This window comes from Paenochrobactrum pullorum, assembly GCF_041929845.1.
GTDB lineage: Bacteria > Pseudomonadota > Alphaproteobacteria > Rhizobiales > Rhizobiaceae > Paenochrobactrum > Paenochrobactrum pullorum.
This window is the reverse complement of the sequence record NZ_JBHEEH010000016.1, coordinates 15,241-31,182: the sequence shown is the minus strand read 5'-3', so window position 1 is coordinate 31,182 and position 15,942 is coordinate 15,241. Positions and strand designations below refer to the sequence as shown.

Annotated in this window: 10 protein-coding genes and 3 pseudogenes; 6 read left to right on the top strand and 7 right to left on the bottom strand. The window is 50.7% G+C overall.

The features are described from left to right. Positions 1 to 12: 12 nt before the first annotated feature. From JNC77_RS15365 to JNC77_RS15355, 3 genes are all read left to right on the top strand, one after another. Positions 13 to 705 (top strand): response regulator, encoded by a 693-nt coding sequence (locus JNC77_RS15365; RefSeq protein WP_374834064.1) that lies wholly within the window; start codon positions 13 to 15, stop codon positions 703 to 705. Next, positions 702 to 2,549 (top strand): sensor histidine kinase, encoded by a 1,848-nt coding sequence (locus tag JNC77_RS15360; protein WP_374834062.1) that lies wholly within the window; start codon positions 702 to 704, stop codon positions 2,547 to 2,549. Before JNC77_RS15365 ends, JNC77_RS15360 begins: the two co-directional genes overlap by 4 nt. Positions 2,550 to 3,294: 745 nt before the next feature. Further along, a protein-coding gene (locus tag JNC77_RS15355; RefSeq protein WP_374834060.1) for an IS3 family transposase occupies positions 3,295 to 4,433 on the top strand; the annotation gives its coding sequence in 2 pieces (ribosomal slippage) (positions 3,295 to 3,562 and positions 3,562 to 4,433; 1,140 coding nt in all). 210 nt (positions 4,434 to 4,643) lie between these two features. Here the strand turns inward: JNC77_RS15355 and JNC77_RS15350 are convergent. The 5 genes from JNC77_RS15350 to JNC77_RS15330 all read right to left on the bottom strand — a co-directional run bounded on the left by JNC77_RS15350 (position 4,644) and on the right by JNC77_RS15330 (position 13,948). Next, complete coding sequence (locus JNC77_RS15350) at positions 4,644 to 8,048, bottom strand: AAA family ATPase (RefSeq protein ID WP_374834058.1); 3,405 nt, start codon at positions 8,046 to 8,048, stop codon at positions 4,644 to 4,646. Further along, positions 8,045 to 9,223 carry a metallophosphoesterase family protein gene (locus JNC77_RS15345; protein ID WP_374834056.1) on the bottom strand — a complete coding sequence of 393 codons (1,179 nt, stop codon included), beginning with the start codon at positions 9,221 to 9,223 and terminating at the stop codon, positions 8,045 to 8,047. Before JNC77_RS15345 ends, JNC77_RS15350 begins: the two co-directional genes overlap by 4 nt. A 67-nt stretch (positions 9,224 to 9,290) precedes the next feature. Beyond that, positions 9,291 to 11,132 carry a UvrD-helicase domain-containing protein gene (locus JNC77_RS15340; RefSeq protein ID WP_374834054.1) on the bottom strand — a complete coding sequence of 614 codons (1,842 nt, stop codon included), beginning with the start codon at positions 11,130 to 11,132 and terminating at the stop codon, positions 9,291 to 9,293. Further along, positions 11,129 to 13,219 (bottom strand): ATP-dependent nuclease, encoded by a 2,091-nt coding sequence (locus tag JNC77_RS15335; protein ID WP_374834052.1) that lies wholly within the window; start codon positions 13,217 to 13,219, stop codon positions 11,129 to 11,131. Before JNC77_RS15335 ends, JNC77_RS15340 begins: the two co-directional genes overlap by 4 nt. A 498-nt stretch (positions 13,220 to 13,717) precedes the next feature. Continuing rightward, positions 13,718 to 13,948, bottom strand: a complete 231-nt coding sequence (locus JNC77_RS15330; protein ID WP_374834050.1) for a hypothetical protein — start codon at positions 13,946 to 13,948, stop codon at positions 13,718 to 13,720. A gap of 201 nt (positions 13,949 to 14,149) precedes the next feature. On the opposite strand from JNC77_RS15330, the gene JNC77_RS15325 reads away from it, so the two are divergent. The 3 genes and pseudogenes from JNC77_RS15325 to JNC77_RS15315 all read left to right on the top strand — a co-directional run. Further along, complete coding sequence (locus tag JNC77_RS15325; RefSeq protein WP_374834048.1) at positions 14,150 to 14,371, top strand: hypothetical protein; 222 nt, start codon at positions 14,150 to 14,152, stop codon at positions 14,369 to 14,371. Positions 14,372 to 14,417: 46 nt separating this feature from the next. After that, positions 14,418 to 14,834, top strand: a pseudogene (locus JNC77_RS15320) (DDE-type integrase/transposase/recombinase). 69 nt (positions 14,835 to 14,903) lie between these two features. After that, positions 14,904 to 15,059, top strand: a pseudogene (locus JNC77_RS15315) (DDE-type integrase/transposase/recombinase); the annotation flags it as partial. 44 nt (positions 15,060 to 15,103) lie between these two features. On the opposite strand, the gene JNC77_RS15310 reads toward JNC77_RS15315, so the two are convergent. Together JNC77_RS15310 and JNC77_RS15305 are read right to left on the bottom strand one after the other, a co-directional pair. Further along, complete coding sequence (locus tag JNC77_RS15310; RefSeq protein ID WP_374834046.1) at positions 15,104 to 15,388, bottom strand: helix-turn-helix domain-containing protein; 285 nt, start codon at positions 15,386 to 15,388, stop codon at positions 15,104 to 15,106. Continuing rightward, positions 15,385 to 15,678 (bottom strand): annotated as a pseudogene (locus JNC77_RS15305) (type II toxin-antitoxin system RelE/ParE family toxin). The gene JNC77_RS15310 and the pseudogene JNC77_RS15305 overlap by 4 nt, the downstream one beginning before the upstream one ends. Positions 15,679 to 15,942: the final 264 nt, after the last annotated feature.

The window sequence follows — 15,942 nt, the reverse complement described above, 5'->3', positions numbered from 1 at the left end:
AGGAACCAACCTATGTCTTTAGGTGCAATAGCGGTCAATCTCATTTTGCCTGCACCGGTACTTATCGTTGAGGACGATATGCAGGTTCGCTTGAGGCTGGAAAATCTTCTGCTACAATTTGGCTATAAAATTGACGCCCTTATTTTTGCTGCTTCACTGAGTGAAGCGCGCGCGCAATTGTCAGATCAGCCAGTCGCCTTGGCGCTGATTGATATTGGCTTGCCGGATGGTAGTGGTATCGATTTGATATCCGAGCTGAATACGAGTGATCCTGGCCTCTCCATTTTGGTTATCTCGGCATGGGCCACAGAGGACGTCATTCTAGGTGCCTTGCGTGCCGGTGCTGTCGGTTATGTGCTTAAAGAGCGGGATGATTTGGAGATTGCTATTGCATTGCGTAGTGTTTTACGCGGGGGTGCGCCAATAGATCCTTTTATTGCAAAGCGCATTATCGATGAACTGCCTTCCAAAGCACCTGAAAAAGACGGAGACAATAAAGACTTTTATCAGCAAGTGCTGACCGCACGCGAAAATCAAATTTTATTGCTGGTGGCCGACGGACTTGGCAATAAGGATATTGCAGATCATCTTTCTTTGTCGCGCTATACAGTTGAATGCCATATTAAACATATTTACCGAAAACTCGCAGTCTCTTCACGCACACGTGCTATTCATGCGGCGAGAGAGCGCGGTTTGTTAAAGTGAAGTGGCTGCTTATTATATGGTTCAGCCTTTTTGCTATGCCTGCTTTGGCAAAGACGACTACTGCGCAATGTTCCGCAGAGATCATTGATATTTCTGCCGCAAAAGCTGGTCCTGATGGACGTAAATCTGAAAATTTACGGTGGGAAGCCGTAACCTTACCAAATTATTGGAACCAATTGCATTCAGAATATTCAGATGAAGTTTGGTATCGCATTCATTGGCGACAGACATGTTCTGAAGCAGGTCATAATCCTGTTGCGTTGTTCATACAGACAATCAATATGGCCGGAGAGGTCTACGTTAATGACCATTTCCTCTGGCGTGATAAGAATCTGACAGAGCCATTATCGCGCAGCTGGAATATGCCGCGTTATTGGGTTCTGCATAATGCATGGTTGACTGAAGGTATCAATACACTTTGGGTTAAAACTGTTGGTGTCAAAGGACAAACACTTGGGCTAGGCTCTGTTATCATTGGTGAGCCAACGCAGGTCCAAAGTATTTATGACAACTACTGGTGGCGGCAACGTACTTTATATGTTGCAAATGTGATAGTTTCCGGCGTTATCGGTATTTTGTTTTTTTGTATCTGGATCATACGCCGTGATAAGACCTACTACGGGTGGTATGCATTTTCGTCACTGTTCTGGCTTGTCTTCATAGCTAATATTCTTGTGACCACGCCTTGGCCTTTTTCGAATTCTGTAACATTCGTAAGAGTTAACGCAATTGCCTTATTGCTGAATATTGCATGTTTTTGCATGTTTACATTGCGCTTTGGCGAGCTGGTTTTAAAGCGTTATGAACGCTTTTTATGGGGGATTTTCAGCGTACTTATTGGCGCACTCATTCTTACACCACAAGATTATCTTGGTGCGATCCAAATATCGAGTGTACTCGTTTCGTTAGGCTTTTTCTTGTTTAACTGTTTGCAGTTTCCGGTATTGACGTTTCAAAAGCGCAATCACGAATATTTTTTGTTCTCAATTTGCTTATTAGTACTTTTCGTGACGATTCAGTACGATGCGTTGCTCCTCTTTCGGCCTGATCCGGAAAAATTTCCAATATTGCCATATGCGAATATTGTCATCACATTATGCCTGGCGGGGATACTGGGGCTGCGTCAGGCGCATAATGTCAGACGCATTGAACGGTTTAATGTTGAATTAGCCGAGAGCATTGCGAACGCACGTTCAGAACTAGCCGTTACATTAGAGCGAGAACATTTCTTAGAGCTAAAAAATGCAAAATTAAGAGAGCGTTTGGATATCGCCCATGATCTTCATGACGGTATCGGTGGAACGCTCGTTCATATGATGGCAAAAGTTGAACAAGGCAGTGAGCAGGTTCACCGTCCCCAAGTCATTTCAATGTTGAAATTGCTTCGGGATGACTTGCGTCAAACCATCGATCATAATTCCAGCCCTAGCACTAAAGTTCCAGCTACGCCGCAGGAATGGATTGCCCCGTTACGTCATCGGTTTAGCATTCTTTTTGATGAGCTTGGCATTAAGTCCGACTGGCAATTTCCATCGGCTTGGCGGAGTACACCCAGCACATTACAATGTCTTGCACTCACACGTGTTGTTGAGGAGGCATTAACAAATCTCATAAAGCATAGTCGAGCGCAGCAGATGTGCTTTCGGTTGCAGCAAAGCCCAAATGAACTCGTACTTGAATTGGAAGATGACGGTATCGGATTTGATGTTTTAGCGGTACAAACAGCCAATATCAGTGTTGGTATGAGAAGTATGTCAACAAGAATTCTCAAAGTCGGTGGCAAGTTAGAAATTTCATCAACGCCAGGAAGAACCGTCGTAAAAGTGATTATTGCACAACTTTAATTTCCGATAGTCACGGACATTACAGTTGTGCCTGCTATCTTGTCTCTCCATAGACCAGCTAGCTGATAAGGCGGCTAGATATCTATCAACGCAACCTTTTAAGTGTGTTTAGGCGCGGTAGTGGCGTGCTGCGCGTCTCCGCTTATGACATCTAGTAAAATAGCTATATTTTCTAATGTAGCACTGAAAATTTTAGTAACGTGTCTTCTACAAATGGAAAGTTCTTTGTGTGACATCAATTCGGTTGCGTATTCTAATAGATAAGGCTTAAATTTCAATTGAGAATAAGTGTCGGTATCGGTAGTTGCGTGTCCCCGCAACCAAATAGAACCCAAAACCCTCAATCAATTCAAACGGTTGGCTGAGGGTTTTTTGTTGCCTGGAATCCATCAAACTTACCAAAATCTAGTTTCATCAGTTATAACTGTGCCTTAGCTAAAATAGGTTCAAATCGGGGGTGGCTACACACGCAACCACATACAATATGTAACGACCGTAGTTTGGGGCAGGGGACAACCCAAAAAAGTGCGAGCCTGGCGGTATATGTTGATGTTTGTCTAGCGCGGGTTGTTATGAAGCATCCAAGACAATCGAAAGGCAGCTTTGCGCCTTCATTGCAGTCGTTTGAGGGGTCCGGCAAGGGCCCCAAAAGCGGACAGTCAGAGGTGGATCGGGAAATCTGCACAGCTAGGATAAGTGGAAATTCTGCCTGAGTTCGGCTTAGATGCCGTGAACAGGAGATACCATGACGAGACGACCACGCCGGAACCATAGCCCAGCTTTCAAGGCGAAAGTTGCGCTCGCTGCGATCAGAGGCGAGCAGACACTAGTGGAATTATCCCAGCAGTTTGACGTGCACGCGAACCAGATAAAGCAATGGAAAGATCAGCTTCTTGAAGGGGCGATCGGTGTTTTCGGCGACGAGACCAAGGGGGAACCAACAGAGCCAACCGTCGACGTTAAAACGCTGCATGCCAAGATCGGTGAGCTAACTCTGGAGAACGATTTTTTAGCCGGAGCGCTCAGCAAGGCGGGATTGCTGGGCGGAAGGAAATGATCGACCGCGCTCACAAGCTTTCGGTCGCACGACAGGCAAAGCTCCTTGGGTTCAGCCGTAGCAGTGTCTACTATTCACCGCGCCCTGTATCGGATGTCGATCTGGCACTGATGCGCCGGATCGATGAATTGCATCTGGAATATCCATTCGCGGGAAGTCGGATGTTGCAGGGGCTTTTGAAAGGAGAAGGGCTTGAAGTTGGGCGGCTGCATGTCGCTACACTGATGAAGAAGATGAGCATCGAGGCGATTTACCGTCGCCCAAACACCTCGAAGCCAGCGCCAGGGCATAAAATCTATCCCTATCTCCTGCGCAAGCTAGCGGTCACCAGACCCAATCAGGTGTGGGCAATGGACATAACGTATATTCCGATGGCACGTGGTTTTGTCTATCTGTGCGCTGTCGTTGACTGGTTCAGTCGCCGGGTTCTGTCATGGCGACTGTCGATCACGATGGAGGCGGACTTCTGCATCGAAGCGGTTGAGGAAGCTCTGGTCCGCTATGGAAAGCCTGAAATATTCAACACGGACCAAGGATCACAGTTCACGTCCATCGACTTCACTAATGTGCTGAAAAAGGCAGAGATTGCCATCTCAATGGATGGCAAGGGTTCGTGGCGGGACAATGTCTTCGTCGAAAGGCTCTGGCGGTCAATCAAATACGAAGAGGTTTATCTTCACGCCTACAAAACCGTGTCCGAGGCCCGTACGGGCATCGGCAGATATCTAAATTTCTACAACAGCCGACGGCCACATTCATCGCTTGACCGGCAAACACCGGATCAGGTCTACTTCAACGCGCTGACACCAATGATGGTGGCAGCATAATCGAGGCGGTAATCCACTTAGCAAAACGCCCGAAATTGTTCAGACAAACCGAACCACCTCTGTCCCCATGCAAGCCAATGGAATTTGAAAACGATGTGGGATTAGCTTAACTCGGCGTCCACGAAACCGACAGCAGGCCCAACCTTGCGTTCTACATCGACTACGAACGGCTTAGTCGCGACGCGGTACTAGGTGGCGACATCACCCATGCTAATGCGGCATCTCCACGACGGAAACACTCGGAATGCTCTTGCGAGCAAGCTCCACCAAGTGCGTATGGTGCGTGAAAATGATTGCCTGACCGCTCCGTCCGATCTCGGCACAGAGATTCAACGCGGCAGATGCGCGGGTGTCGTCAAAGGTTTCCATAATATCGTCGAGAACCATGGGGAGGGGGCCCGGATCGCGCGCGAAGCTGCGGTAACCGGCCAGACGCAGGGCAAAATACAGTTGGCCCATGGTTCCGGTGGACATGTTTTCCACCTTCACGGGGTCGCCGCCGGGTTTGATGCCAACCAGCTTCTCGCCCTCGGTCTCACTCCATACCACGACTTTTTCCCATTCCTTAGATGTCATGGTGACGAAGGCTTCTTCCACGTCTTTCAGCATTGCGCTGCTTCGTTCAGCAGCCAGGCGCTTCAAGGCACTCCTCGCTGCCAGGATCCCGAGCCTTGCGACAGCCGCCTGCCGTGCACCGTTTCGCAACTCTTCGAGGATTGTGGCCTGATCCGTGATCAGATCGCTGTTGTCAGCGGCGTTGTAGGCTTCCTCATAGAGGCGTTCTTTTTCATTACATATCTTCAAAGCGGCATCTCGTGCCGTTTGCGCATCATCAAGTTCTTGCTGCAGTTCCGCTTCTCGCGTTACATCAGGTAATCGCGTCAGCTCTTCATCAAAGAGCGTACGATCCACGCCGTCGCGCGCCTGATTGCTGCTGCTGTCCGCATTAGCTCGGTCTTTGCGCAACTCGTCGCGTTCAGCCAGAAGCGCCACGCGCTCCGTCGGTGAAAGATCTTCACCGCCTTGTCCGTCAAACAGCTCGTCCAACCGGGTTTGCGCTTCGTCGCGGGCAGTTAGCGCACGCTTTCGGCCTGTGACCTCTTCGTCGAGAAGCTCCTCTTCGCGTTTCCTCACCCGATCCGCTTCAGCGGCTTTGCTTACTCGCGCACGAGCTCGATTGATGATGGGGAGGGGATCGTCTTTTAGGTTGAAAGGCTCCTCGAGGATCTCTGCCAATCGTGCAGCGCTCTTTGCCAGGGTTGAAAGGGCGCGTTCGAGGGCTTCAACACGCCCAGCCAGGCTTTTTTGATTGCTTTGAAGCTGTTGCAGCGTGCGCAGCTGCGGCAGCGCTGTCTTTACGCCGGCGGCCGAGCGATCAGGAAGAGGCAGCGCCGAGGTCAGCGTTTCCAGTCGGTTCAGGGCTGCCTTATGATCAGTCTCGGCTTGAGTTTCGGCTTTTTCGTAGTCGGCAATGTTACGTTCCCCGCGACGCCAGTTCTCCCATGTCTGACGGACATTTTCCTGAAGTGTGAGAGCTTTGCCAACCCGCCCAGGAAGGTCACTTTCTTCACCCTTGATGCCGACAAGGCTGCCTGCGGCGAGCAGATCGTCAAAGTCTTCCTTACGGCGCTTGGTTCGGTCTTCCAGAGCATTCTCCGCAATCATGACCTCAGTTGCAATCTCAGCCGATGCCGTCAGGTCCGTAAGTCTTGCGGCAAACGCAGCCGGTTCCGTATCGTCGGGAAAGCCAACGGCCCTCGCAAGTGAGACCACACGCTTCGCCAAGGTGTCGCGTTTCCCGATCAGTACTTCGAACTTGTCTTTTGCTGTGTCACGTGCGGCTTTTGCGGCGCTTTCCTGTGTGCGCGAGTTCGCAAGCTGTTTTCGCGCCTCCGTGCCCATCAGATAATTCGTTCGGGCGCCATCATCAGCATACATGGCCTCCTCAAAACGATCCGCCGTTTCGTCGGAGAGACTGTTACGATGTGATTGCCAGGCTGTGTCACGCTGACGACGCGTTTCTTCCGTTGCTGCCGCGCCAATAGAATCCGGTGCGCTTTCGTCGGCTTCGCGTTTTGCGCGCGCAGCTTTGTAGCCCGCTTCGCGTCCTTCCAGATCTTCTGTGGCGGAAACGATGTTGGCAGTCAGGGTGTTCCATTCCCTGAGGACTTCATCGAGACTTTCACGGGCAGGAAGACCGTTCTCGATAAGTGTCTGCCAGGAGGCAGGCAGTCCGGATACTGCTTTTGCAAGCCGGGCGCGTTCCGATCCGAGGTTATGTTCAAGGCCTGACACGTCTGACACTTTCTGCCATGCGTCATACGCCATCTGCAGGTGAGACAGGTCCTTCGGTTCGGTTGGAGCATCGCCCAACTGATCGCGTGCACTCTTCAACACGTTTGATGCTGCTCGCAGCTCTGCCTCAGTGGTCTGACACGCCTGTACCGCCTCTGCGAGTGTCTCCAGTTCTTCGGTCGTCAGGACCAAGGCCTCTGCAGGTTCGTCAGGTACAGCCAACACCGTCAGAATCTTTTTTATCTGGTGTGCCGCATCATCGCGTTCACCGGTGCGCTTTTCCAGATCCGATCTGGCCGTATCCGCCCGCGAGGTGAGGGAAGCCCCGTCGATCCTGATTTGATCCAGCTCTGCGAGTTCCGTAACGAGATGACCGACGGCCGGGTCAGCCTTGTTTTCTGAAATGACCGTTTCATGGCGCGCAATTCTGTCATCAGCGCTTGCGATACTTTCTGCCTTTTCAGACACGATTGTCACGAGCGTGGCGACCTGTCCATCTGTGCCCTTCTTCAAACTCGCACCTTCCGGAAAACCGGCAAGAGACTCGTCGATTTTCCGAATTTCTTCCGATTTGTCGTACCAGGTCTGCGCAGCCGCTCCCGCTGCCTGTCGTTTTCTGGCCCGTGTAAGATCTGTGTCCGCCTGTTCGAACGCCTTTTGAGCTGTCTGTTTGTCTTTCCGAAGGGCCCGCTCCCTATCCGGTGTGAAACGTTCCGTTCGCAGTGCCTCATGGATCTCTTTCAGGCGGTCTTTACCGATCTTGAGCACTGTACCTCGGCCGTTCTTTTTATGGAACTTATCGGCGCGGGTCGTCATGTTCTCCAATGTCGCCGCCATGCTGGTTAGGCCAGACACACCTGCATGCAGCAGCTGGCCCAAGTCGCCTTTTGCCTCAGCAATCCGATCACCGCCTTTGCGGAGTCCTTCATCGTTGAGTGAGAACCTTTCGACATAACCGTCCATGGAAAGGCCATGGAGAGCACTCGAGAGGATGGCTTCGTCGACCGGGCGGTCCTGATGATCAAGCAGAGACTGAGTACGTTTGCCGTTGCGGCGCAGAACCGTTAAACCGCGCCCGGGAATGTTTAGTTCGGCTCCTACCAGAAGATCATTGCGATCGAACTTGAACGCATAAGGGTGATTGACTGACTTCAAACCGAAGAGAAGTTCCAGAAATCCATTAAAGGCCGTGGATTTTCCGGATTCATTCGGTCCGTAGATTATGGTGACATCCGGGGTGCCGGCGTCAGGACGGGGGAGCACTATTTCGGCACCATCAAAGCGGCCATAGCGAATGAAATCAAGCCGGTTCAGTCTCATTCCGCGGCTCCAGAGTGCAAAGACAGCGTGATTTCAGCGATGGCTGCTTCCAAAAGGTCATCCAAGGCGTCTTCCGCCAAATCGTCGGCGATTTCGCGGGGCAATGCGTTTCTGAGCTCTTCGGTGATCTCTTTGGCGGCCAGTTGGAAGCCCGGTTCGGAGAGCTCGGCCCGCATCAGCCGCGCCAGGTCATCCGCCTTCGCGTCGGCCTGCTGTTTAGGGACGCCCACTTTGATTTTGTCGATAAATACGCGATCGATGTTTTCGAGCAATTCGCTCGCAAGTGCTGTCAGCGTCTCAGCGGTATGATGGCCCGTGGTCACCTGCAGGCGGACTGCTGTGTGGTGTTCGGAATGCTGCGCCCCTTTGAGTTCAGACCGAAGCGCGCTCAATACCTCCTGAACATCTGAAGATTGACTGAGATCCAAAGCGCATTCGGTGAATCGCAGATGTCCAACGTGATGCCGTTCGATATTCGGAGTGTCGCCATCAAGCTCGACAATCGCGACGGTACCGCCGGTAAGTTCCCCGAAGTGGCGTGGTTGCGGAATGCCCGGCATGACGGCGAGAACTGGGCCTGATGTGCGCTCAAAGGGGGCATGGATGTGGCCGAGGCACCAAAGGTCATAGCCATGCGCTAGCAGATCCTGTTCGGAGCAGGGAGCATAGGGATCGTGACCTGGCGAGCCATCGAGCGACGTATGCATCAGTCCGACGTTTTTCCGGCCCGTCACCGGCGCCGGGTAGTCGGGCAGGAAGCTTTTTGAGACATGCGCCGTGTCGAAAGACAGTCCGTGGAACCACACGCCACCGATTTCCACGCTGGGCTCCTCCTTATGCAGCAGATGAATATTCGGGCCCAGGTTACCATGGGCTCGGTGATCGAGAAGGGCATCGTGATTGCCACGGATCAGTACTGTGGGAACACCCGCGTCAGCGGCGCGTGCCAATTGCGAGATCAGAAATGCCCGGGACTTCAGATCTGGTTGGTCATTATCAAAGATGTCGCCAGCGAGAACGAGTGCATCGACTCTTTCCGAGATTGCCAGGTCAACAATGCGAATAAACGTGTCCCGACTTGCCTGTTTCAGATGGTCACCTAGATCCGGATTGCGCATCGCGACCGAACGGATCGGCGACCCGAGATGAATGTCGGCTGAAGCGAGGACACGCATAGATTTCAACTCTTCCTGAAAACGATCGATGTGAAAAATTCAATCAGCATAAGAATCTGTCCTGTACCTACAAAATTGAAACCTGGCCGTTCTGGAACAGACCGCGCTCGATCAGTTCTTTTTTGGCCGCTTCCGCGTCTCTCGAAAACATCAAGATCCTAAGGTTTACTTCCGCCCGTGAAAAACAAACATACGCCAGTTTTTGAGTAAGTTCTTGCTGTCGGTCTGTTGGATCGCCCGCAACGCCTGGGGTCAAAACTTTTGAAAAGCTGTAGGTATTCCAGGCTGCCTCGATATCGTCGATCATGACAAGCACGTTCTCATACTCTTCGCCTTTCGAGCCGTGCTGCGTACTGAAAGGAGAGTTTTCATCCAAAAAATCGATGTACTTCTCGAGTTCGTCAGCCTTCAGCTTGAAGAATTCATCAGCCAGCCAATCGCCTTTTTCCCTTTGGTGATCTTCATTGCCGGAGTCATAAGGTTCGCGGGCAGCGCGAGCCAACTGACCTGCAAGGCGGTCCGACATTGGATAAAGCGCGTTCGCGCTACAGTATTCCAAAATGTCTTTGACTGTATTACCTTCCCATTTTTCCGCCAAAGCAGCGGCGTGTTTTGAGGCTTCTTCGAGCATCTGTTTGAGGGTTTTGCTCTTGTTATCTCCAGTGTCGTCAAAAGCAGGGCTTATTCTTCGCAGTGTTTCAATCAGCTTCTTAGGATCGTTGTTGCGGGATGCATCGACCAATAGAAAAATGCCGTCCACAAAGGGTTTGAGAAGATAGTGCGTCCCGTCTTCATAGTCAGATTGGGATCTGGACGATGAATAAGCACCTGTAAATAACCTATGTATTGTGACAAAACCGATCCTGCGCGCAATCATTTGCCGAGCCAGAAATAGATTCTTCACAGTTGCATTATCTGTCCATCCCCACTTCTTTACCGCTTTTTCGAATTTCGCCGCTACTTCGTCCAGCTGCTCGGCTGAGTATCTGTTTCCGTTGGCAGGTTCAGGGGCCTGCGCGACCGTGATCAAAACGCTGCCCTCAATGTCGGCATTTTTCCCGCCAGGAACTTGCTTCAGATCGGTTCTGAAGTTGTTGAGAAGGTCAATCACCGAGGTTGAGCTTCGAAAATTCTCTTCCTTCGGAATCCTTTTGGAACCTTCAGGACCGGCGAAATGTCCGGCACGCTTGTCGTAAATCTGCTGCATCGGATCGCCGAAATATCCGACGACGGGTAACCCTTCACCCGCGCAAACAGCATTGAGGGCCTCTACGACTTGCGAGAAGGTGTCTTGAGCCTCATCGACGAAGATGTAGGGGTATTTGAACCCGAGGCCTTTGCGCAAGAGCGGTTTGTTTGTGATCAGATAGGCCGCGACGTCAATAACATCATCGTGGTTCAAGACACATTTCGAATAGTCGCTGATAACGGTTTCTTCGTAAGAGACCGATGGTTTTTGATTGCTTAGCGCAGCAAGCTCTACGGATAGGCGTTCCAGATCCTTCCTGGCTTTTTGCGCTGCCTGCGACATACCTCCATTATCTTTCTGGCGGGCCTTTTCCATATGCCGCGGAATGATCGCCTCACGAAGGGCCTCCCGAATAGCGTCTTGAAAGCGCGCGATTTCTGCCCAAAGAAACCCGTGCAGAGTCGAAACGTAAAAAAGGTCATCGAAACCTAGTCGCGACGAAATCACTCCGACGGCACGGTTTGTGTATGTGATACACGCGACGCGCTGACCGTTTTTCCGAAGCTCGTTTCCACGAGACTTCTGAATTCCTTTCAGAGCTTCAACGAGCGATGTGGTCTTGCCTGATCCGGCACCTGCGATAACCGAAAAGGAAACGTTCTTCGCGATGCACTCAGCAATTTTCGTATCGGCTTCAGTTGGCTTGAGGGTTGCTGTCATTCGCCGGCTCCCTGGTTTTGTGAGAGACGTGTCTCCAGCCACTTTAGGCCCTCGTCGATGTAGTGTGGGACATTCCAGTCCCTGTTCTGTCCCGCATTAGTTTCTTCGTCCTCGCCTGCCAGTATTTCGAAGGCAAGGACATCCATGGCAAATTCGGTTTTTTTGAAAGTATCGCTTTTAATGCGCCGCCAGACGGCCTCCTGCAATTCGGCTCGACCATCCGGCAAGTCAATGCCGATACTGAGTCCATCGGTATGGAAGTGGTCGAGGTTTTCGAAGACAAAGGCTTCTTCAAGGGTTCGTCCGTGGAAGATTTGAGCATTGCCCTGCCGGTTAACTTCTACAGGCTTTTGAAAGGCGACAAAACGCATCCCTTCAGCTTGCAGACAATTGTCGAAGGTTTTGGCGGAGAGTGCGGCTACTCCATTCTCTCCAAAGAAATATCCCAGAGTCGCATTCGACGAAACGGCTCCCGGATGGGTAGCGACGCAACTTGCCCGGTTACTCGCGGGATCGACAGAGTCAATGTCGGTGATGACCAAATAGGGGATTTCGAGGAATCCCAACAATCCGGCGAAACGCATCCCATAAGCTCCACCTACCTCCATAATTGTCAAATACTTCTTGTTCAGTTGCTGCGCCGATATGTCGATCATGCGGGGCAAAAGCAGTTTTTCAGCAGCCCCCTCAACGAGTATGGCGGCATCGGAGAAGAACAGGTCGCAATGGGTAAGTCTCAAATATTTTTTTAGAAAAGAAAGTGCTTTCTCTGGCTCGATCACATCGCCGCCCAATGCGAGTGGCTCCGGTTGAAATTGCCGAAGGCTGTGCACGGTTGTTCCCTGATAGGTCACTCCCTCCTGTTCTCCGCGGATATGGCACCGGCGGAAGTAGCGGATTTTTGAGAAATCGACTGTGTCTAGGATGTGCGACGAATGGGTCGTGATTGTAAGCTGGGGCTTGCTTTCACCTTTGGGCGCTTCGGCTGTGAGAACGTCCCACATCTGGCGAATGAATGTTTGTTGAACCTGAGCGTGCAAATGCACTTCCGGTTCTTCGATAAAGATCATCTGGCAAAGCGGGCGGTTGTCCTCAGTCGCTAGCCATTGCCGATAAAAATGATCAACCTGAATGGCCATGAACACTAGGTTCTTGAAACCCAGTCCGTTATAGGCTTCAGGGAGCTCATGTTTGGTGCTGGCATCGACGTAGAAGAGTTCGGTGTTACCTCGTAGTGCAACCTCCGAACTGAGTGTCGAAACGACCTTCATTGCGCGGTCGTTGTCGGAGGGAAGGCCAAGACCTCCGATCATCGTCATCAGTGGTTTGAAGCGTTCGTCATAATGCTTGGTCAGGTTCTCATTGTTTTGTTCGATGACCGTGACGGCGTCTTCAGCGTGTTTCGCTTGCTCCAGGTTTCTCCGGTAATATGTCGCAAAGGCATCTGACAGCCTATTGCTTCTAGCGGCATTTTCGTCGTCAATATTCCGCTGGGCATCGACGAAATCGACGCGCAGCAGAGAATTGAGAATCTTCTTGCCTTCTTGCGTAGAAAGTGGCGTTGCCACGAGTTCCTGTTCGAGCTTTTCCAGCGAAGACACCTTGATGCCGAAATACCTTTTCAAGTTGCCTTCCATTCCAAGGAAGAAGCTCAAGGGGCGCTTGCGGGTGCCATCCTCCTTTGGCGGGAAAGCTGCATCGTAATGCTTCCAGAGTTCTGCTGCGTCATCCACGGCGAACGCGCAGCGCATCCCGATTTCCGAGAAATCAGCGGACAGGCTCGTTGCTAGGGCAAAGACCCGACCGAACGCAATTGAGTCCGGATCGAGGTGAAACCAGAGATCAAGTTCTATTTGGGGTAGGTTGGTTTCGTTCCCGGGAACGTAGGCGTCGATAGAGGCAATTGCGAAAATGCAGAAGTCATGGATTTTGAATTCCCGACTCCCGAGAAAGCTGCGAATGGCAGCCGTCGCAGAGGTTTTGCCACTGTTGTTCGGGCCAACAAAAACAGTTTCCTTGCTTTCGAAATCAACGGATACATCATTCAGACGCCGAAAGTTTCGAATGGATATACTACCTAGACGCATCGAATCCCCCATAAGTTGCGAAGACAATAACAATCATTAGGTGTGTTCGGGAAGGTTAATTTCTCGTCGGTAGATACAAAACTGATGCTCGCAAAGGCGTGAATGTCACCAAGCTGACAAAAGCAAGACAACGGCGTCCCCCATCCAAACCCACCTTATGAGGCGGGGCTTGTCTACAGGGAAAGGGGGCGTCCAATGCACGGCTCCCTAGGTGTAGAATTTCGTTAGGACCGAACCATGGCAAAGAGGAATGCCTCCTCATTTGCATTCATCGCCATGAAGCAGCCAGTCCGCAGTCGGCCCCAAACCAGATATTTACATGGTGAGCAGAAAACTGCTGTTTTCTGCTTTTCTTGTTCTCGAGCTTGGTGGTGGAGCTTTGAGCGGCGAGGCTTGGTGCTTGCAGGCAGCTCTTCACCATTTTGGAGAGGGGTATTGTGTATTATGACCCGCATAGATCAGCCAGAAGGCGTGATGATATCTCTCTTTAGAGTCTTGCTAGATCGCTACCTCCAACGAATGTCGGTATCGGTAGTTGCGTGCCCCCGCAACCACTGATAACGACAAACCCGTAGCATCTGCTGCGGGTTTTGTCGTTTTTGCAGCCTTTCCAAGGATTTGCCGCTCCGTCCAATTGAGAATTGTGCCCAGTTCGCCGTGCAGCGTTGCGTAAATCTCGCCGCGTTCTGGCCCCGGTGTGAGCGAAATCTTCTCAATTAGGCCACGCAATGTCTCCGCTGCTTCCTGTTCGCTCTTCCTTGCGATTGAGCGCCTTGGTCAGGGCCGAAACTTTCTTAACATAGATCGCCGAGGCGCTCGGCAGAATGTCCGGTGTGTCCTCTGGCGCGTCGGCCAGCAGGGTGTTGCAAATTTTCATCATTGCTGAAGTATATGCCAGTTATTGTGAATAATTGAGTGAGGTGGAAGCGGATGGCGGTCGATTTCAAGGGAACTCATTTCCCTAAAAGTGTCATTCTGCACGCGGTCTTCTTTTACGTGCGTTATCCAGTTTTCTATCGTGACCTTCAAGAAATTCTGAACGAACGTGGCGTATGCGTCGATCATGCAACATTGAACCGATGGGTTATTCGCTACTCGTCTCAAATCGCCACTCAGGCTCAGATGCGCAAGCGACCCACGGCCAGTTCTTGACCGTATTGACGAGACCTACATCAAGGTTCGTGGCAAATGGGCCTATTTGTACCGAGCCGTTGACCACAACGGGCAAACCCTGGATTTCTTGTTGTCTGAACGTCGGGATATGGCTGCAGCTCGGCGTTTATTCAAGAAAATGATCACAAAACGACACTCCTGAGAAGGTTATCATTGACAAAAGTGGCGCAAATCTGGCCGGACTGCACGCCGTCAACATCATCCTGAAATTCACAGGCGCAGGCGACATGATTGAAATCCGGCAGATCAAATATTGAACAATATCCTTGAGCAAGACCATCGTTTTATCAAACGGATCACCAAACAAATGATGGGCTTCAAAGCGTTCCATTCCGCATCAGCCACCATCGCAGGCATTGAAGTGGCATACATGATCCGCAAGAACCAGTTTACAAACGACAACCAATCACCATTCAAGGTCTTTGCGGAACTCGCAGCATAACTACGACCAAGGATAAGCACGCTTTTAACTTACTGAAAAATTTGCGACACAACCGGCCTGACTGTATGTGATCATCGTCAGCATAAAGGGGTGAATAATCGAGCAGAGAATTCGCATCAGCCGATATGACGACGAGAGCGGGTCATGAAGCGCTTCAAGTCAGCGCGACATGTGCAAAGGTTCACATCAATTCACGATCCAATTTACAATCTTCATTACTTTCCAGCATGGATAAGGTCACGCAAAATTAAGTCGTTTACATCATTCATTTAAGCCGCCTCCAATACACGCATTTCTACGTGCATTCCCGCAGAAATAAGCATGTTAACAAGGGTATCAATTGCGAACACATTAATTTTTCCACGTTGAAGATCAGATATGCGGGGCTGTGTTACACTAAGACGACGGGCAGCCTCTAACTGTGTCCAGCCATTTTCGCGGATTTTCTTATCTAAGGCCAACATAAGCGCGGAGCGAAGTTTCATATTTTCGGCTTCGGTGTCTTCAATAGCATCCCATACATTAGCAAAAGTCTTGCTTTCGTTTTTCATCATTCTAACTCCTTAACAAGATCGGTATATCGTTTTGTTGCTAAGTCTAGATCAGCTCTGCTCGTTTTCTGTGTTTTCTTTTGGAAGCAATGCAGCACGTAAATTGCGTCTGCGAATTAACGACAAAGATCGCACGGAAAGCGCCTGTAGCGTCTCCAACACGTATTTCCTGTACGCCTCTGCCCGACTATAGCTATAGGCTTCCAATCGTCCGGTGTATCGCCATTTTGCACCTTGTCGAGCTGATAGCCTACCTCACGACGTGCATTGATTGGAAAATCTCTTAAATCAATAAAGGCACTGCCCTAGATGCGTAGCTCTCATAAGGGGATCATACAAAATTTTGTATATTCGGGCAAGCACTCTTTTTCAATGTCTCATTTTTGGTGCATTTAAGTCTGCTTACTGAGCTAGGCGCAGATATATTGATATATTGTATTTTTGAGCTAGTCCGGGCATGATGGTTCCCTAGCTGGACTACGTGAAACCGGTACTGTATAGGCTGTTTTGACCACTTAAAACAGACCGGTACACACAAATGACCCTAACAGTACCAG